The 18701-nt window shown below is 74.5% G+C and carries 16 protein-coding genes; 14 read left to right on the top strand and 2 right to left on the bottom strand.

All coding sequences use genetic code 11. The features are described 5' to 3' along the window. The first annotated feature begins 291 nt into the window (after positions 1 to 291). The 11 genes from QBL21_RS20455 to QBL21_RS20405 all read left to right on the top strand — a co-directional run bounded on the left by QBL21_RS20455 (position 292) and on the right by QBL21_RS20405 (position 14512). Positions 292 to 918 carry a TetR family transcriptional regulator gene (locus QBL21_RS20455; RefSeq protein WP_407563680.1) on the top strand — a complete coding sequence of 209 codons (627 nt, stop codon included), beginning with the start codon at positions 292 to 294 and terminating at the stop codon, positions 916 to 918. Between the two features lie 164 nt (positions 919 to 1082). Continuing rightward, on the top strand, positions 1083 to 2003 hold the full coding sequence (locus QBL21_RS20450) for a ferritin-like domain-containing protein (RefSeq protein WP_407563679.1): 921 nt from the start codon (positions 1083 to 1085) through the stop codon (positions 2001 to 2003). Next, on the top strand, positions 2000 to 2998 hold the full coding sequence (locus QBL21_RS20445; RefSeq protein WP_407563678.1) for a TIGR00268 family protein: 999 nt from the start codon (positions 2000 to 2002) through the stop codon (positions 2996 to 2998). The genes QBL21_RS20450 and QBL21_RS20445 overlap by 4 nt, the downstream gene beginning before the upstream one ends. Beyond that, entirely contained in the window at positions 2995 to 3744 is a 750-nt protein-coding gene (gene larB / locus QBL21_RS20440) for a nickel pincer cofactor biosynthesis protein LarB (protein ID WP_407563677.1), read from the top strand. The genes QBL21_RS20445 and larB overlap by 4 nt, the downstream gene beginning before the upstream one ends. A 140-nt stretch (positions 3745 to 3884) precedes the next feature. Further along, entirely contained in the window at positions 3885 to 5141 is a 1257-nt protein-coding gene (gene larC / locus QBL21_RS20435; RefSeq protein WP_407563676.1) for a nickel pincer cofactor biosynthesis protein LarC, read from the top strand. A 61-nt stretch (positions 5142 to 5202) separates the two neighbouring features. Continuing rightward, complete coding sequence (locus tag QBL21_RS20430; protein ID WP_407563675.1) at positions 5203 to 7569, top strand: HAD-IB family hydrolase; 2367 nt, start codon at positions 5203 to 5205, stop codon at positions 7567 to 7569. Then, complete coding sequence (locus tag QBL21_RS20425; protein ID WP_407563674.1) at positions 7566 to 8804, top strand: zinc-binding dehydrogenase; 1239 nt, start codon at positions 7566 to 7568, stop codon at positions 8802 to 8804. Before QBL21_RS20430 ends, QBL21_RS20425 begins: the two co-directional genes overlap by 4 nt. A gap of 131 nt (positions 8805 to 8935) precedes the next feature. After that, positions 8936 to 10513: a lactate racemase domain-containing protein gene (locus QBL21_RS20420; protein ID WP_407563673.1), complete on the top strand. Its 1578-nt coding sequence runs from the start codon at positions 8936 to 8938 to the stop codon at positions 10511 to 10513. Then, positions 10510 to 11535, top strand: coding sequence for a lysophospholipid acyltransferase family protein (locus tag QBL21_RS20415; RefSeq protein WP_407563672.1), 1026 nt, complete (start codon positions 10510 to 10512; stop codon positions 11533 to 11535). The genes QBL21_RS20420 and QBL21_RS20415 overlap by 4 nt, the downstream gene beginning before the upstream one ends. A 321-nt stretch (positions 11536 to 11856) precedes the next feature. Further along, positions 11857 to 13515 carry a bifunctional 3'-5' exonuclease/DNA polymerase gene (locus tag QBL21_RS20410; RefSeq protein WP_407563671.1) on the top strand — a complete coding sequence of 553 codons (1659 nt, stop codon included), beginning with the start codon at positions 11857 to 11859 and terminating at the stop codon, positions 13513 to 13515. 181 nt (positions 13516 to 13696) lie between these two features. Further along, positions 13697 to 14512, top strand: a complete 816-nt coding sequence (locus QBL21_RS20405; protein WP_407566488.1) for a putative protein N(5)-glutamine methyltransferase — start codon at positions 13697 to 13699, stop codon at positions 14510 to 14512. Here the strand turns inward: QBL21_RS20405 and QBL21_RS20400 are convergent. Further along, on the bottom strand, positions 14481 to 15602 hold the full coding sequence (locus QBL21_RS20400; RefSeq protein ID WP_407563670.1) for a DUF4185 domain-containing protein: 1122 nt from the start codon (positions 15600 to 15602) through the stop codon (positions 14481 to 14483). The two genes, QBL21_RS20405 and QBL21_RS20400, sit on opposite strands and share 32 nt — an antisense overlap. A gap of 241 nt (positions 15603 to 15843) precedes the next feature. Here QBL21_RS20400 and QBL21_RS20395 point away from each other — a divergent pair, with 241 nt between their 5' ends. Beyond that, complete coding sequence (locus QBL21_RS20395) at positions 15844 to 16401, top strand: pyridoxamine 5'-phosphate oxidase family protein (RefSeq protein WP_407563669.1); 558 nt, start codon at positions 15844 to 15846, stop codon at positions 16399 to 16401. A gap of 37 nt (positions 16402 to 16438) precedes the next feature. On the opposite strand, the gene QBL21_RS20390 is transcribed toward QBL21_RS20395, so the two are convergent. Then, entirely contained in the window at positions 16439 to 17257 is an 819-nt protein-coding gene (locus QBL21_RS20390) for an SAM-dependent methyltransferase (protein ID WP_407563668.1), read from the bottom strand. 165 nt (positions 17258 to 17422) lie between these two features. On the opposite strand from QBL21_RS20390, the gene QBL21_RS20385 reads away from it, so the two are divergent. Then, positions 17423 to 17845, top strand: coding sequence for a limonene-1,2-epoxide hydrolase family protein (locus QBL21_RS20385; RefSeq protein ID WP_407563667.1), 423 nt, complete (start codon positions 17423 to 17425; stop codon positions 17843 to 17845). Further along, positions 17842 to 18630 carry an SDR family NAD(P)-dependent oxidoreductase gene (locus QBL21_RS20380; RefSeq protein ID WP_407563666.1) on the top strand — a complete coding sequence of 263 codons (789 nt, stop codon included), beginning with the start codon at positions 17842 to 17844 and terminating at the stop codon, positions 18628 to 18630. The genes QBL21_RS20385 and QBL21_RS20380 overlap by 4 nt, the downstream gene beginning before the upstream one ends. Positions 18631 to 18701 lie beyond the last annotated feature (71 nt).

The following is an 18701-nucleotide window of genomic DNA, read 5'->3' as shown; positions in this document are numbered from 1 at the left end:
GGTGCAACTGCGCGCCCGTGATACGCCGTTCCATCCGTGTGATGCGCGTTCACTAGGGCATGAGCCGATAATCCGGGTAGTTGCCCGGCGGCCGTCCGCCCGCCGCGCCCCCGCCCCGCGCCGAACCGTCGCGGGCGTCTGGTCGGACACCTTGCGTGCCCCGGGGCGCCCGCCCCGGCGTGCCCTCTCGACCGGCGCTTTGGCCCGTCCCTCTTGTCCCGGCCGGTCGTTCACCGAAGACTTGACGCAACGAGCAAAATGCACACCTGCGTTGGAGCGTGAGCGACCACCGTGACCGGGAAGAGAACGCTGGGCCCTCGGGTGCGGCCACTCGGGCCCCGCCCCGGCCGTCCCGACACCAGGGCGGACATCATCCGCGCCGCCAAGCGCATGTTCGCCCGCGGCTACGGGTCCTGTAGCCTGCGCGCCGTCGCGCGCGAGGCCGGCGTGGACCCGTCCCTTCTCGTCCAGTTCTTCGGCAGCAAGGAAGGGCTGTACCTGGCCGCCATCGCCGACGTGATGCGCCCCGACGACGTGCTCGGGCGGATCGTCGGCGACACCTCCGACGGGCTCGGCCGGCGGCTCGCCGCGTACTACTTCGATCTGTGGGACGACGCCGAGACCCGGTGGCCCTTTCAGGCGATCCTCCTCTCCGCCGCCTCGTACCAGCCGGCCGCCGCCATCCTGCGCGACTTCATCACCCGCGAACTGGTCGCCCGGGTCGCCGCCCGCGCGGTCAAGGACCGCGCGGAGCTGCGCGCGGGCCTCGCCGGCTCCCACCTCGTGGGCACGGCACTCGTGCGCTACGTGGTCCGCTTCGGCCCGCTCGCCGAGTTGCCGCGGCCGGAGCTGGCCGAGATCGTGGGCGGCACCATCGACGGGTACCTCTTCGGCCCCCTCCCGGCCGCCGGGAGTTAGCGCGCCGAGTCAACCTCGCGGGCGTCTGCTGCGTCAGGGGTGGGGGCAGTGGCGTCGGGGAGCGGCGTCGATCTAGAATCCCGAGCTAACTCAACAGATGTTGATAAACGGCTTCGTGCCGTGATGGACTCGGCGCAATCGGCGCATCTGCCGGAGGGAGAGCAATGGCCTTCGACATACCGGGCTACATCAACACGGCCGGACGCGTTCAGGTCGACGACCTGGACCTCGACGCGTTCGCCGAGCGCCCGCTGTCCGAGGAGGCGCTCCGCTGTCTGCGCTACATGTCGGACGTGGAGAGCCACACGATCTGCTACCTGCGGGACGTGCTGGTCACCCCGTCCCACCGTGACCCGGACGTGACGGCGTTCATGTCGATGTGGGCCTTCGAGGAATTCTGGCACGGCGAGGCGATCGACTCCGTGCTGCGCGCCCACGGCCAGAAGGCGGACTACGACCACATCCGCGAGGTGCGCGAGGCGCAGGGGCTCAAGGACCGGCTGGCGCCGATCTACCAGTCCATCGCGGCCAACGCCATCGGTGAGGACTTCGTCGCCGTGCACATGACGTGGGGCGCCATAAACGAGTGGTCCGCGCACGCCGCGTACGGCAGCCTCATCGAGAAGGAGCAGCACCCCGAGCTGACCAAGCTGCTCGGCCGCATACAGCGCCAGGAGTCCCGGCACCTCGCGTTCTACGCCAGCCAGGCCAAGGAGCGCCTGGAGCGCTCCCAGCGCGCCCGCTCGGTGGCCCGCTGGGTGACCGAGCGCTTCTGGCAGCCCGTCGGCTCCACCATCCAGCCGGTGGAGGAGACCCGGTTCGTGCTGCGGCACCTGCTGGGCGACGACGAGGGCGCCGCCGCCGTGCGCAAGATCGACGAGAAGGTGCACAAGCTTCCCGGCATGGCCGGGCTCAACCTGGTCCAGCGCGGCGTCGCGGACTTCGGCGCCGGCGTGCCGGTGGCCGACCTGGGCACCGGGCGGCGCGGCTCCCGCAAGCGCGGGCTGGTCGCCGGCGCCGCGGTCGTCGCGGGCGCGGCCGGGATCGCCGCCGTACGACGTCGATCGGCGGGCTCACACGCATGACGGACGCCGGCCCCGCCGCGCACCACGGCCCCGCCGACCGGCGCGGGCCCCTCGCAACCGCCGCCGGTGGCCCCGCGGCCGCCGCCCCCGCCACGGGGCCGGCCGCCGCGGACACCGGTGCCGCGGACGCGGCGGCGGCCGCCGCCGCCCTGCTGGCGGAAGTCGGCCGACTCGGCAGTGTCGCGGTGGCATACTCCGGTGGCGTGGATTCCACGGTCGTCCTCGCCGCGGCCGTACGCGCCCTCGGCCCCGGCCGGGCCGTCGCCGTCATCGCCGACTCGCCCGCGCTGGCCCGCGGTGAGCTGGCCCTCGCCCGCGACACGGCGGTGGACCTCGGCGCCGAACTCGTCGTGCTGGACACCGACGAACTGTCCGTCGCCGGCTACCGCGCCAACGCCGGCGACCGCTGCTACTTCTGCAAGCAGACCGTCCTCGGCCGGGTCGCCGGCTACGCCGCCGAGCACGGCTTCGCGCACGTGGCCACCGGCACCCACCTCGACGACCGCCGCGCCGCCCACCGCCCCGGGCTGCGCGCCGCCAAGGAACTCGACGCCGCCGAGCCGCTGGCCGCCGCCGGGCTCGGCAAGACCGCGGTGCGCGCGGTCGCGCGGGCGTGGGGGCTGCCGGTCGCGGAGAAGCCCGGCATGCCGTGCCTGGCGTCCCGGATCGCCGTGGGCATCCCGGTCTCGAAGGACCGGCTGCACCTGGTCGAGCGGGCCGAGGAGCGGGTCCGCGAGACGCTGGACGAACACCGCGTGGGCGCCCGGGACGTCCGCGTACGCCTGCTGAAGCGCGGCTTCCGGATCGAGCTGGACGCGCCCGCGCACCGCGAGGTGGCCGCCGCCCGCGGCCTCGGCGACACCCTGCTGCGCGAGGTCGCCGCCGTCGGCCCGCTCGGCGAGGGCAGCCTCGCCCCGTACCGTACGGGCGCCGTCAGCACGGCCGCGCGCGCCGCCTCCCGCACCGTCTCTTCCGACGGAGCGCCGACGCGATGAACGAGCCCCGCGGCAGCGCCCCCGACGCCACCGGCACCTCGTCGGGATGGGCGGCGCTGCTGGACGGCGGCGTCGCGGAGGTCGGCGACTTCGCCCGGCTCGACGTGGGCCGCCGGCGCCGCACCGGCGTGCCCGAGGTCGTCTACGCCGACGGCAAGACCCCGCAGCAGACCCTCCAGCTCCTCGCCGAACTGCGCCGCCGGACACCGGAGTTCCCCGCGCTGGCCACCCGCTGCCCCGAGGAGGTGCTGCGGGAGGCGCCCGACGCCTTCGCGGACGAGCCGGTACGGGTCGACACCCGCGCCCGCACCGTCACCGTGGGCGCGCTGCCGGACCCGCGCGGCACGGTCGCCGTGCTCACCGCCGGCACCAGCGACCTGCCCGTCGCCCGCGAGGCCGTCGCCACCCTCGACGCCCTGGGCACCGGCTCCCGGCTCTTCGCCGACGTCGGCGTCGCCGGCCTGTCCCGGCTGCTCTCGCTGCTCGGCGAGGTGCGCACCGCGGACTGCGCCATCGTCGTCGCGGGCATGGACGGCGCGCTCCCGAGCGTCGTCACCGGCCTGCTCACCGCCCCCGTCGTCGGCGTCCCCACCAGCGTCGGCTACGGCTTCGCCGACGGCGGCCGCGCCGCCGCCGGCGCGATGCTGTCCTCGTGCGCCCCCGGGCTCACGGTCGTCAACATCGACAACGGCTTCGGCGCCGCCGTGCACGCCGCCAAGATCGTGGGGGTGCGCGCCGGTGAGTGAACAGCGCGGCGCACGGCCCGCCTTCGGCTGCGACATCGCTCACACGAGGGAGGCGCCCCCGCGCGCCGGTGTGGCGGGGGAGACGTACGGGAAGGGCTCTCCCATTGATCATGAACGGGACGCGTCGGGGGTGGCACACGGTGGCTGAGGGGACGGCCGCGGCCCATCTCGACTGCACCGCCGGGGTGGCCGGCGACATGCTGCTCGGCGCGCTGCTCGACGCCGGCGCGAGCCTCGACGCGGTACGGGACGCGGTGGCGGCGCTCAAGATCGACGGGCTGGACGTGTCCGTGGCACGCGACCGCCGCGGCGGCTTCGGGTGCAACCGCGTCACCGTCCACCGCCCCGCCGTCCCCGACCACCACCGCCACCTCGCCGACGTCCTCGCCGACCTCGACCGCGCCGGACTCGCCCGGGACGCCGCCGACTTCGCCGCCGGCGTCTTCCGGCTGCTCGCCGAGGCCGAGGGCAAGGCGCACGGCACCGGCGCCGACGCCGTCCACTTCCACGAGGTCGGCGCCTTCGACGCGCTCGCCGACGTGGTCGGCTGCGCCGCCGCGCTCGCCGACCTCGGCCTGCTCGCGCCCGGCGCCGCCGTCACCTGCTCCCCGCTCGCCGCGGGCAGCGGGGAGGTCGACTGCGCGCACGGCCGCATGCCCGTCCCCGTACCCGCCGTGCTGCACCTGGCCGCCGCCGGCGGCCTCGCGCTGACCGGCGGCGCGCTCGCCGGCGAGCGCACCACCCCCACCGGCGCCGCGCTCGTCGCCGCCCTCGCCACCTCCGGCCCGCTGCCCGACATGACGGTACGGGCCGTGGGCACCGGCGGCGGCAGCCGCGACACCCCGGACCGCCCCAACATCACCCGCGTCGTCGTCGGCACCCTCGCCGCCCCGGCGGCCCTCCGCGGCGGCGACCCCGCCGAGGGCGAGGTCACCGTCGTGGAGAGCACCGTCGACGACCTCGACCCGCGGCTGTGGCCCTCGGTCCTCGCCGCCCTGCGCGCCGCCGGCGCGTGGGACTGCTGGACCACCGAGACGGTCGGACGGCACGGCCGCCCCGGCCGCGTCGTCACCGCGCTGTGCGCGGAGGAGGTGCGGCCGGCGGTCGCCGACGCGCTCTTCCGCCACACCACTACGCTCGGTGTCCGCTGGTCCGCCCGCCGGCGCCTGATGCTGCCCCGGCACAGCGCCGTGGTGGCCGTGGGCCCGCCAGGCGCCGAGCAGCAGGTCACCGTCAAGGTCGCGGACGGCCCCGGCGGAGCGCTCACCGTACAGCCGGAACTGGCCGAGGCGGAGACCGCCGCGGCCGCGCTGGGCTGGCCCGTACGCGCGGTGTGCGAAGCTGCCGCAGTCCGCTACCGGGGCGACCTGGCGGTGCCGCGGCCCGCCACCGGTTGACGCCGGTCCACCACAGAAACAGAGACCGGCACATGCAAGACCAGACCAGGGGAGGGCACGAGTGACGGGGACTTACCGCATCGGGCGACTCGACGACGCGCACGTCCTGCTGACGGGGGCCACCGGCTTCATCGGGCAGGCGCTGCTGGAGCGGCTGCTGTCCGGCCATCCCGGCACCCGCGTGTCGATCGTCGTCCGCCCGCGGGGCAACGGCAGCGCCGCCGACCGCTTCCGCCGCCTGCTGCGCAAGGACGTCTTCCGCGCCTGGCGCGAACAGGTCGGCGACGAGGCCGCGATCGCCGAGGCCGAGCGGCGCGTCACCGTCATCGAGGGGGCGCTCGACCGGCTGGAGGACGTCGAGTTCCCCGGCGACATCGACGTCGCCATCCACTGCGCCTCGTCCGTCTCCTTCGACCCGCCGATCGACGAGGCGTTCCGCAGCAACGTCTCCGGCGCCGTCGCGCTGTACGAGAAGCTGGGCCGCCAGGAGCGCCCGCCGCACATCGTGCACATCTCCACCGCGTACGTCTCCAGCGGCGGCCAGGGCCTGGTCCGCGAGGGCCGGCTCACCCACGACGTCGACTGGCGCGGCGAGCTGGCCCAGGGCCTGGCCGCCCGCGACGACGTCGAGCGCGCCTCCCGCCGCCCCGAAGTGCTGCGCAAGGCGCTGGAGAAGGCCGGCCGCGACCACGGCAAGGCCGGCCCGCAGATCGCCGCCAAGGACGCGGAGGACGCGCGCCGCGCGTGGGTCGAGGAGCGGCTCGTCGAACACGGCGCCATCCGCGCCGAGATCCTCGGCTTCTCCGACGTCTACACCTTCACCAAGGCGATGTCCGAGCGCGCCGTCGAGGAGCTGTGGGCCGGCCGGCCGCTGTCGATCCTGCGGCCCGCGATCGTGGAGAGCGCGCTGCGCCACCCGTTCCCCGGCTGGATCGACGGCTTCAAGATGGCCGACCCGCTGATCATCGCGTACGGCAGCGGGCTGCTGCGCGACATGCCGGGGCAGCCGGACACCGTGATGGACGTCGTCCCCGTCGACCTCGTCGTCAACGCCACCCTCGCCGCCGCCGCGGCACCGCCGGACGAGGGCGCGGAGCCGCACTACTTCCACGTCGGCTCCGGTGCCACCAACCCCCTCACGCTGCGCGACCTCTACAAGCACGTGCACTCCTACTTCCGCCGCGACCCGCTGCCGGAGAGCAGCGGCCGCGGTCACGTACGCCCGCCGACCTGGACCTTCCCCGGCGCCTCCCGCGTGGAGTTCGCACTCGGCGCCGGCGAACGCGCCGCGAACATCGCCGACAAGCTCCTGGGCCAGCTCCCCGGCACCGAGCGCACCCAGGAGTGGGCGAGCAGGCTGCACAAGGAGAAGCGCTCGCTGGAGACGCTGCGCCGCTACTCCGACCTGTACGGCGTCTACACCCGTACCGCCGTCGTCTACGACGACCGCGAGCTGCGCGCGCTCAACGCCGCGCTGCCCGCCGACCGCGCCGCCGAGCACGGCTTCGACCCCGCCGAGATCGACTGGTACACGTACCTCGAAGAGGTCCACTGCCCCAAGGTCACCGCGCCCCTGCGGGCCCGGACCGGCGGGCGCCGCAACACCCGCAGGCCGAACCCCGCCGTGCTCCCGCCCGGCGGCGACGGCGCCGCGGGCAGCACCGCCGCCGTCTTCGACCTGGACGGCACGATCATCGCCTCCGACATCGTCGAGTCCTACGTCTGGACCCGGCTGGCGTCGCTGCCCCGCGGGCGCTGGGCCCCCGAGCTGTTCGACCTCGCCCGCAACGCACCCCGCTACCTGCTCGCGGAACGCCGCGACCGCGGCGACGTGATGCGCTCCTTCTTCCGCCGCTACGAGGGCGCGCACGCCGAGGAACTGCGCGCCCTGGTCGCCGAGCAGGTCGGCGACGCGCTGCTGCACCGCGTGATGCCCGAGGCCGTACGCCGCATCCGCGCACACCGCGCCGCCGGCCACCGCACCGTGCTCATCACCGGCAGCCTCGACGTGCTCGTGGAGCCGCTGCGGCCGCTCTTCGACGACATCGAGGCGACCCGCCTCGCCGAGCACGACGGCCTCCTGACCGGCTTCCTGCGCACCCCGCCGATCGTCGGCGAGGGCCGCGCGGCCTGGCTCCAGAGCCACGCCCGCGAACGGGAGCTGGACCTCGGCGCCAGCTACGGCTACGCCGACAGCTACTCGGACCGGCCGCTGCTGGAGGTCGTGGGCAAGCCGCACGCGGTCAACCCCGACACCCGGCTGTTCCGGCACGCCAAGCGCCACCGCTGGGAGATCGCCCGCTGGGGGACGCACACCGCGAGCCGCTGGGACGCGCTCGCGGGCACCGTGATCAGCCACACCCGGCCGCGGCCCGTACGGGCCCTGCCCGCGGCCGGCCGCACCGCATCCGACGGAGAGGGCCGATGAGTCTGGCGCTTCAGTACCACCGTTCGCCCGCGCGCTTCCTGGCCGCCCGCGGGCTCAGCCGCACCCGCAGCCGCGCCGCCGGCTCGCTGGCCGGCTCGCTCGCGCCGCTCCGGCTCAGCCGCGACCGGCGCGAGCTGCCCAAGGGCGACGGCTGGACCCGGCTGGCGCCCAGCCTGTCCGGCATCTGCGGTTCGGACCTCGGGATGCTCAACGGCACCGTGTCGCCGTACCTGGCGGCGCTGACGTCCACGCCGTTCGTGCCCGGCCACGAGGTCGTCGGCACCACCGTCGACGACCTGCCGACCATCCCGCGCGGCACCCGCGTGGTGCTCGACCCGGTGCTGTCCTGCGCGGTCCGCGGCCTGCCCGAGTGCGACGCCTGCCGCGCCGGGCACACCAACCGCTGCGACCACATCACCTCCGGGCACCTCTCGCCCGGCATGCAGACCGGCTACTGCGCCGACACCGGCGGCGGCTGGGCCCAGCGCATGGTCGCCCACGAGCACCAGCTCCGCCCGGTGCCCGACGACCTGCCGGACGAGCGCGCGGTGCTCATCGAGCCGCTGGCCTGCGCGATCCACTCGGTGCGCCGGGCGCCGATCGAGCCGGGCGCCTCGGTGCTGGTCATCGGGGCCGGCACGGTCGGGCTGTTCACCGTGCTGGCGCTGCGCCAGCTCACCGAGGCGGGCACCATCCACGTCGTCGCCAAGCACGGCCACCAGCGCGAACGGGCGCTGGCGCTGGGCGCGGACGAGGCCGTCGAGCCGGACCGCGCGCTGCGCGTCGTACGCCGGCTGACCTCGGCGCTCGCCCAACGCCCCGAGATGGGCTCGGAGTTCCTGCTCGGCGGGGCCGACATCGCCTTCGAGTGCACCGGCGGCGGCGCCGGCCTGGACACCGCGCTGCGTACCGTACGGGCCGGTGGAACGGTCGTCGTGTCCGGCATCCCGGGGGGCGCCGACCTGACCCCGCTGTGGTACCGGGAGCTGAGCCTGGTGGGCGCGTACACGACCAGACGCCGCGAGGACGAGCCCGCGGACGGCGTGGACGCGGGCCCCGAGGGCCACGCCGGCACCGACTTCGACAAGGCGGCGCAGCTCGCCGCGACCGCGCCCCTGGACGGCTACGTCGAACGCTATGCGCTCCAGCAGTGGCGCCCCGCGCTGGAGCACGCGTTCGCGGCCGGCTCCGCGGGCTCCGTCAAGATCGCCTTTGACCCGACCCTGGACGGCTGACCGGGCACGAATGGCAGGGTAGTGGCCGACACCGGAGTCGGCCGCCCCACCGCCGTACGCAGCCGCCGGGCACCCGACGCCCGCACCGCCGCCCGCTGCGCAGGCGCCGGCGACCACACTGAGGAGAGAGCGTGAGCAGACCAGGCTTCGTGCTGGAAGTCGACGAACGAACCCCGCCCCTGCTGGTGCACGAGGGCGAGAATTTCCGGCTGGAGCGGCTGCCCCACGGCACCCGGGTGATCTACCCGCCCGACTCGCTGCCCGGCATCCGCGACCTCGACGGGGTCATCCGCCGCGCGCTGCTCGAACCCCACGGCAGCGAACCGCTGCCCGAGCTGCTCTTCGCCGGCATGCGGCTGACGATCGTCTTCGACGACCTGTCGCTGCCGCTGCCGCCGATGCGCCGGCCCGACGTGCGCCAGCGCATCATCGAGCAGGTGCTGGAGATGGCGGCGGCCAAGGGCGTCGACGACGTCGAGCTGATCGCCGCCAACGCCCTGCACCGGCGCATGACCCCGGCGGAGCTCCAGCACATCGTGGGCGACCGGGTGTTCCGCTCCTTCTTCCCGCAGCACCTCACCAACCACGACGCCGAGGACCGCGACAACCTCGTCCACCTCGGCGACACCTCGGAGGGCGAGGAGGTCGAGATCAACCGGCGGGCGGCCGAGAGCGACCTCGTCGTCTACGTCAACATCACCTCGACGGCGATGAGCGGCGGGCCCAAGTCGGTGTCGGTGGGCCTGGCCAGCTACCGCAGCATCCGCCACCACCACAACGTGCACACGCTGCGGCACTCCCGGTCGTTCAACGACCCGCCGAAGTCGGCCATGCACCACTCGTACAACCGCATGCACGACCTGATCGGCGGCCAGGTCAAGGTGTTCACCGTCGAGACGACGCTGAACAACGACACCTTCCCGTCCGCCACCCGCTTCCTCAACAAGCGCGAGTGGGAGTGGAACTACGGCGACCAGGCCGCCTACCTCGCCTCCCGGCGCGGCAACGCGCTGATGACGCCGTCGATGCGGCGCCGGCTGTGGCACAAGTCGGAGGCGCCGTACGGGGTCACCGGCGTCAACGCGGGCGCGCCGAGCGAGGTGCACCCGATCACCTTGCGCAACGTCCACCGCCAGCAGCTCACCGAGGTGCAGGGGCAGGCCGACGTCGCCGTCTACGGGCTGCCGTACATCTGCCCGTACAACGTCAACTCGGTGATGAACCCGATCCTGACGATGTGCCTGGGCCTCGGCTACTTCTTCAACCTGTATCTGAACAAGCCGATCGTGCGGGAGGGCGGCGTCGGGATCTTCTACCACCCGATGCCGAACGAGTTCCATCCCGTCCACCACCCCAGCTACATCGACTTCTACGAAGAGGTGCTGGCCGAGACCACCGACCCGGCGGTCATCGAGGCCAAGTTCGAGAAGCAGTTCGCCACCGACCCGTGGTACGTGCACCTCTACCGCAAGAGCTACGCCTACCACGGCGTGCACCCCTTCTACATGTGGTACTGGGGCGCGCACGCGATGCAGCACCTGGGCCAGGTCATCTTCGTCGGCGCGGACCGCAGTGCGGCGGCCCGGCTCGGCGTGCAGTCCGCCTCGACGCTCAACGACGCGCTGCAACTGGCCTCGCAGACGGTGGGCACCAGCCCCTCCATCACGTACCAGCACATGCCCCCGCTGACCCTGGCGTCCGTCCGATGAGCGGCGCGAAGGGCCCGGGCAAGGGCAGGGCCGGCAAGGGGAGCCTGCGCGGCGACCTCGACATGCTGCGCCGCGGGCGCGACTGGCGCGGCCGGGCGCTGGCGCCCCGCGGCTACCGCACCCCGGGCGGCAGCGCGGCGGGCTTCGGGGCGGGGAAGGTCGAGCAGAAGACGTTCCCCACCGCGTGGGCGCGCACCCCCGCGGCGCGGGCGGTGCGCAACGTGCTCCAGCGCGGGGTGCTCAAGCAGTACGCCTGGGCCAAGACCCGGCCGCAGATCGAGGGCCTGGACCTGCTGGAGTCGCTGCGCGGACCGGCGATCTTCGTGGCCAACCACTCCAGCCACCTCGACACCCCGCTGATCCTCGGCTCCCTGCCCCGCCGCATCGCCGACCGCACGGCGGTCGGCGCGGCGGCGGACTACTTCTTCACCTCCACGGCGGTCAGCGTGACGACGGCGCTGATGTTCAACGCCTTCCCCGTGGACCGGCACGGCTCGCGCCGCGGCGGGACATCGCTGCCGGCGGAACTCATCGACGACGGCTGGAGCCTGCTGCTGTACCCGGAGGGCACGCGGTCGCACGACGGCTGGATGAGCTCGTTCAAGATGGGCGCGTCGCGCCTCTGCGTGAACATGGGCATCCCGGTCGTCCCGGTCGCGGTCCGCGGCACGTTCGCGGCGATGCCCCGCGGCAAGGCCCTGCCGACCCGCACGGGCACCCGCCTGGTGGTCCGCTTCGGCCGCCCCATGCCCCCGCAGGAAGGCGAGTCGGTCACCGACTTCCGCGCCCGCATGCTGCGCCACATCGCGGCGCTGTGGGCGGAGGAGGACCTCGGCTGGTACCAGTCGCTCCGCGCGGCACAGGACGGCCGCCTCACCCTCCCGGAGGGCCGCACGACGGCGCTCCCGCTGACTGCGACGCCGGTGGAGCAGGGGAAGCCGGTGGCGGAGTGGCGCAGGGTTTGGGAGGCGACGAGACCGTCGCTGGGCGACGGCCGCCGGAAGGTGTGGCGGGACGACTGAGCCGAGGGGCCGGGGGCCCACGCCGGGAGTGCGAGGCGAAGCCCGCTGGGCCTTGTACGCGCCGGGGGCACGGGTGACGGGGTCCGGGGCGCAGCCTCGACGGGGGTACGGGGGCGGAGCCCGCGTCTAGCCCGCGCCGCAGGCGCGTTGGGGGTCCGGGGCGAAGCCCCGGTTTCGGGAAGGGGCGGGTCGGGGAACGCCCCCCCGTCCGAGGCTACGGACGCGGACCCCCGGGAGACGTAGCCCTCCCACGCGGACAGGCACGGGGAACAGCCTCCGCCCACCGACCCGGTGTCAGTGGGCGGTGGCAGACTCGGCGCCATGCACTGGGCCATGGCCGACGGACCGCACGGCGGGGTCACCGTCCGCCCCCTCGACGGCGAGGGCAGCGCCCACACCTACCCCCACCCCGCCGACGCCCTCCGGCACCACCCCACCGCCGACCGCTGGATCTGGTCCGCCACCGCCGAGTTCTACCCCCGCCTCCTCGACGCCGGCCTCACCGTCCCCCGCTGCCACGACATCGAGGCCGCCGAGGCCATCCTCCTCGGCCACGAGGGGATGTGGGGCCTGCCCCGCTCCCTCGCCGCCGCCTGGGCCCGCCTGAGCGGGCACCCCGTGCCGGACGACCCGCCGCCCCGCTCCTTCGGCGGCGAGCCCGAGCCCACCCTCTTCGACGCCGCCCCCGCACGCCCCCACGGCACGGACGACCTGCACGCACTCCTCGCCGTCCACGCCGCGCAGCAGGACCGCATCGCCGCCTCAGCCCACCCGGGCCGCATGCGGCTCCTCGTCGCCGCCGAGTCCGCCGGGATGCTCGTCGCCGCCGAGATGCACCGCGCCGGCCTCCCGTGGCGCGCCGACGTGCACGACGCCCTGCTCACCGAGCTGCTCGGCGGCCGCTACCCCGGCGGTCTGGAGCCGCCCCGCCTCGCCGCGCTGGCCGACGAGGTGTCCGCCGCGTTCGGCGAGCGGGTCCGCCCCGACCTGCCCGCCGAGGTGGTCCGCGCCTTCCGCAAGGCCGGCGTCAGGATCGCCTCCACCCGCAAGTGGGAGCTGCAAGACGTCGACCACCCCGCCGTCGCCCCCCTGCTGGAGTACAAGAAGCTGTACCGGCTGCACACCGCCCACGGCTGGTCCTGGCTCCAGACCTGGGTGCACGACGGCCGGTTCCGCCCGGAGTACCTGCCGGGCGGCGCCATGTCCGGCCGCTGGACCACGCACGGCGGCGGTGCGCTCCAGATCCCGCGGGTGGTGCGCCGCGCGGTGGTCGCGGACCCGGGCTGGCGCCTGGTGGTCGCCGACGCCGACCAGATGGAGCCGCGCGTGCTGGCCGCCGTCTCCGGTGACCCGGGGCTGATGGCGGCGGCGGACGGCACCCGGGATCTGTACGAGGCGCTGGCGGACCGCGCGTTCGCGGGCGGGCGCGCGGAGGCCAAGCTCGCGCTGCTGGGCGCGATCTACGGCCAGACCTCCGGGGACGCGCTGAAGTACCTGGCGGATCTGCGCCGCCGCTTCCCCGCCGCGGTGGCGTACGTGGACGAGGCCGCCCGCGCCGGCGAGGAGGGCCGGCTCGTCCGCAGCCACCTGGGCCGTACGTGCGCGCCGGCGGAGGCGGCGGACGACGGTGAGGCGGGGCTGCCGCAGGAGGGCGGGGACGACGGGGCGCAGCCCCGCGGGGGCGCCGTCGCACGGGCCAGAGGCCGGTTCGCGCGCAACTTCGTGGTGCAGGCCAGCGCGGCGGAGTGGGCGCTGTGCCTGCTGGCGGCGCTGCGCCAGGAGCTGGCGGGGATGCGGGCGGAGCTGGTGTTCTTCCAGCACGACGAGGTGATCGTGCACTGCCCGGCGGAGGAGGCGCCGGCGGTGGAGAAGGCGCTGACGGCGGCGTCGGCGCGGGCGGGGGAGGTGATGTTCGGGGAGACGCCGGTGGTGTTCTCGTTCACGACGGCGGTGGTGGAGTGCTATGCGGACGCGAAATAAGGGCGGGCGGAGCGTACGGCGCACAAGGTAGAACGGGTACGTGCCAGCCACTCCACGCCAGAACTGCCCGCAGCACGAGCCGCCGCAGGACTCCGCACCGCACGCATCCGTACCGCACGAAGCCCCACCGCAGGAGACCCCTCCGCACGAGGACCGGACTACGCCCCCGCCCCCCGCCGGCATCGTCACCCGCCTCCGCGCCGCCGGCTGCGTCTTCGCCGAGGACGAGGCCCGCCTCCTCCTCGCCGCCGCCCGGGAACCCGCCGAGCTGGACGCCCTCGTCGCGCGCCGTGTCGCCGGGTGGCCGCTGGAGCAGGTCCTGGGCCGGGCCGAGTTCTGCGGGCTGCACATCGCCGTCGAGCCCGGGGTGTTCGTACCGCGCAGGCGCAGCGAGTTCCTGGTCCGCCACGCCGCGGCAGCCGCCGGGGCCGCACCCGGCCCGCACCCCGTCGTCCTCGACCTGTGCTGCGGCTCCGGCGCCATCGGTGCCGCGGTCGCCGCCGCCGTGCCCGGCGTCGAGCTGCACGCCGCCGACGTCGACCCCGCCGCGGTCCGCTGTGCCCGGCGCAACGTCGCCCCCGCCGGCGGTTCCGTCTACGAGGGCGACCTGTACGCGCCGCTGCCCGCCGGCCTCCGGGGCCGCGTCGACGTGCTCGTCGTCAACGCCCCGTACGTGCCCACCGCCGAGGTGCCGTTCCTGCCGCCCGAGGCTCGCGACCACGAGCCGCTGACCGCGCTCGACGGCGGCGCCGACGGGCTCGGCGTGCAGCGCCGCGTGATCGCGGCGGCCCCGCGGTGGCTGGCGCCCGGCGGCCTGCTGCTGGTGGAGACGAGCGAGCGGCAGGAGCCCCGCACCCGCGCGGCCGTGGCCGCCGCCGGGCTGACGCCGCGGACGGCGACGTGCGAGGACCTGGCGGCGACCGTCGTCACCGGACACGGGGGCGGGCACGGCCCGGGCCGGCCCGCTACACGAACCCGCGCACCCGGTGCTGCATGACCCGGTAGGGCCAGCCCGCGGCGGTGTTCCACTGGCTCACCGCCAGGTGCAGGTTGTCCGGCGTCGAGCCGGGGATGACGTAGCCGCCGTACAACTGCGCCACGTGTGAGTCGTCCTCGTTGCCCCACTCGCCGCCCCACACCAGCGTCTGCCGGTGCGCCTCGTACAGGTTGGACGTGGGGGTGTCCATGAGGATGCCGTCGATACGGTAGTCGGCCTCGTTGAACCAGGTGAGGATCCACTTGCCCGCCATCGGCCGCAGGCACATCTCGCCGAAGCGCCCCTCCAGCACCGGGGTCGGCGGGTTGCCCCACGCCCAGGCGCCGTTGCGGTAGCCCCACGGTTCGTACGCGCCGGGGTCGGCGATGCGGGCCGCGGGCACCCGCTGGAGGATGATCGGCTTGCTGCGGGTGAACTCCGTGGAGAACACGTACACGAAGCCGTCGTTCCCCTCCGCCCAGGTCAGGAGCTGGAAGAGGCCGCCGTGCAGGTCGGGGGCGAACTTCGCGCCGGTGTGCACCCAGGTGGCGCCGTTGTCGTCGGAGCGCCAGATCTCCGTCCAGACGACGTTGCCGAGGCCCTTGTTGACCATGGCGTGCAGGTACATCGTCGAGCCGACGGTGATCACGTCGGACGGCAGCACGGTGGAGAAGACGGGGTTGTCGTGCTCGTACGCCCACAGTTGCTGCGCCGCCGCCCCGCCCACCGCGCCGGACCAGGTGACGCCGGCGTCGAGGTCCGTGGTGGTGGAGTACAGCGCGACGGGCGAGCGCCACCAGCCGCCGCCGACGTGCGCCTGCTCGAAGGTGTCGCCGAAGACGAAGAGCATCCGGCCGTCCGGCGTGCGCACGGGGATGCCCAGGTCGGTGGCCTCCATGCGGTACGCGGTGGTGATCCCGGGCCCGGTGAGGTCCCGGATCTTCTTCACCTCCACCGCCCGCGCCCCGCGGGCCCCGGGCGCGGAACCACCCGAACCGCCCGGACCACCGGTGCCGCCCGCCGCACCCGCCGCGGCCTGCCCGGTCCCCAGCAGCACCCCGCCGCCGACCGCGGCACCGGCCGCCGCTCTCAGGAACCGTGCCCTGCTCATCGGTGTGCGGCGCCCGCCGCCGGCTTCGCGATGACTGCCCATGGGCCCTCCCGAAGGTCCCGAGAAATCGATTTCACGAACTCGGGGACCGAGCCTCCCATCGCCTCGCGGCACCGTCAACAACGCCGACACGCCCCCCGCGAGGGCGTGCGCGATGAGTTCCGGCCGCCAGGCTGGTCGGCATCCGCAGGGAACCGCACCGGGCGAAGACCGAAACAGCACGTGCACCGAGGGAGTCCGCATGACCGAAAAGACACCGCACCGCGAGCCCGAGCCGACGCTCGACGCCGCCTTCAGCGACCCCGACGCCACCGCCACCCCCTGGCCGGACGCCCGCCGGGAACTGGAGACCGCCGGGGTGTTCTGGCTGACGTCCGTACGCCCCGAAGGCCGCCCCCACGTCACCCCGCTGATCGGCGTCTGGCTGGACGGCGCCGTGTACTTCACCACCGGCGCCGAGGAGCGCAAGGCCCGCAACCTCGCCCTCAACCCGCACTGCACCGTCGTCACCGGCGCCAACGCCCTGGACGCGGGCCTGGACGTGGTCGTCGAGGGCGACGCCGCGCCGGTCAGCGACCGCGCGGCGCTCGGCCGGGTCGCGGACGCGTACATCGTCAAGTACGGACGTACCGTCACCTCGCCCGAGGGCACCTTCCACGGGCTGCCCGAGACGGTGCGCAGCGGTGAGGGGCCGCTGGTCTTCGAGGTGGTCCCGCGGGTCGCGTTCGCCTTCGCCAAGGGCAAGCCGTTCGGCCAGACCCGCTACCGCTTCGCCGCCCGCGCGCCCGGCGACGGCTGAGCCCTCGCCCCTGCCGCGGGACGGGGGCCCGGCAGCGTCACGGCTTGCGGCCGACGCCGCCGGCCATCAGGCGCTCGAAGAGCTTCAGATCCGTGCGGACCGGCTTGTCGGGGCGCCAGTGCGGCAGCGAGACCACACCCGGCTCCAGCAGGTCGAGGCCGGTGAAGTAGGTCTCGATCTCCTCCACCGTGCGGAAGCGGCCGGTGCCCAGGAAGGACAGGAACGTGTCCTGAAGAGCCTGGGCCTCCGCGCCGACGTCGCAGAAGTGGGTGACCACGAGGTGGCTGCCCGGGCAGACCGCGTCCATGTACGTGTCCACGATGCCCTGCGGGTCCTCGTCGTCGTGGAGGTGGTGCAGGATCCCGACGAGCAGGATCGCCACCGGACGGGAGAAGTCGATCATCCTGCGCACGTCGGCGTGCTCCAGGATCTCCCGTGGCCGCCGCAGGTCGGCGGTGATGACGAGGGTGTCGTCGTTCTCCTGGAGCAGGGCCCGGCCGTGGGCGAGGACGATCGGGTCGTTGTCGACGTAGACGACGCGGGCGCCGGGCAGGTGGCGCTGGGCGACCTGGTGGGTGTTCTCCATGGTCGGCAGCCCGGCGCCGAGGTCGATGAGCTGGTCGATGCCCGCCTCGGCGGTCAGGTGGCGCACGGTACGGCCGAGGGCCTCACGGTTGAGCCAGGCGAGGTCGTCGATGTGCGGCATGGTCTGGCGCAACTGGTCGGCGACGGCGCGGTCGACCTTGTAGTTGTCCTTGCCGCCCAGCACCACGTCGTAGGCCCGGGCGATGCTGGGCCTGGTGGTGTCGATGCCGGGGCCGGGGTTGCCCGCCCGACCGCTGCCCTCGTCCTGCACAAGAGTCCCTTTCTGCCCGTCCGGTGACGTGACGGCCGAGCCTAACCCCCGCTCCCGGGGGTCGCATCCCGGGCCAACGACCTTGAGCCACGGGGCAGTTGGGGTTGGCGAGAAGTGCGGGTTCGCCTTGACGGGCGCGGCGGGCGCTCAATAGCGTTCCGGGGCATGCCAGCCCCGAACGAACCCGCCACCGCACAGGAAGCCCTCGTCGTGCGGTTCTTCGCCGACATGGGCAGCACCTACGCCGAGATGGTGCCCGCCTTCCACCGCCATCTGTCCGACGACTGCCTCTGGGCGAACCAGGGGCTGCCGGAGGTCCGCGGCAAGGAACGGATCCTGGGCTTCCTCCAGCAGCTCGTCGACCAGACCGGGCTGGAGAGCGTGGGGGGAGAGGTGCTGCGGATCGCGAGCCGGGGCGGCACCGTGCTCACCCAGCGCCACGAGCACTGGACCGGCAAGGGCGGTGCGGTCCTGGTCGAGTCGCTGCCGGTGATGGGCACGTTCGAGGTCGCCGACGGCAAGATCACGTCGTGGCGCGACTACTACGACTCCGCGCTCCTGGCCCACCTGATGGCGGGCGGCGCGTGAGCGCCCAGGCCGCCACCGTGCAGGCCGGGCGGTTCGCCGGCCGGACCGCAGTCGTCGCCGGCGCCAGCGAGGGGATCGGGCTGGCCGTCGCCGCCGGACTGGTGGCGGGCGGCGCCAACGTCGTCCTGGTCGCCCGGCGCGAGGACGTGCTCGCCGAGGCCGCCGCCAAGCTCGGCCCGGCCGCCTCCGGCATCGCCGGCGACGTGGCCGACGAGGAGACCGCCGTCCGCGCGGTCGCCCACGCCGTCGACACCCACGGCGGCCTGGACCTGCTGCTCTTCAACGCCGGTACGCTCCTGCCCGGCGACATCGCCGGGCAGCCGCTCGACCACGTCGACCGCATGCTCGCGGTCAACCTGCGCGGCCCGATCGCGTTCGTACGCGAAGCGGCCCCGGCGCTCGCCAAGCGGCCCGGTGCGGCCGTGACCCTCACCTCCTCGGCCACCGGCCGGCTGCCGATGCCCGGTCTCGGCGTCTACGGCGCCACCAAGGCCGCGCTGCACTACCTGGTGTCCACCTGGGCCATCGAGCTGGCGCCCAGCGGCATCCGGGTCAACGCCATCTGCCCCGGCGGCACCTACACGCCGTCGATGTACGAGGCGGCGAAGGCCATCCCGGGTCTTGAGGAGGGCACGATCCGCACCAACCTGGTCAAGCGGATGGCCACCCCGGAGGAGATCGCGCGGCCGGCCCTGACGCTGCTGGACAGCGCGGAGAGCGGCTACGTCACCGGCGCCGTCTGGGACATCGACGGCGGCTACCAGCGCGACCGCCCGGCGGACTGACCGGTGGACCGCGCCCGTACGCCGGACCGGCGGACCGCGCCCGTACGCCGGACCGGCGGACCGCGCCCGTA

Source organism: Streptomyces sp. 184, assembly GCF_045781775.1.
Lineage (GTDB): Bacteria > Actinomycetota > Actinomycetes > Streptomycetales > Streptomycetaceae > Streptomyces.
Note: the sequence above shows the minus strand (reverse complement) of the source record. Positions and strands in the feature narration are given on the sequence as shown.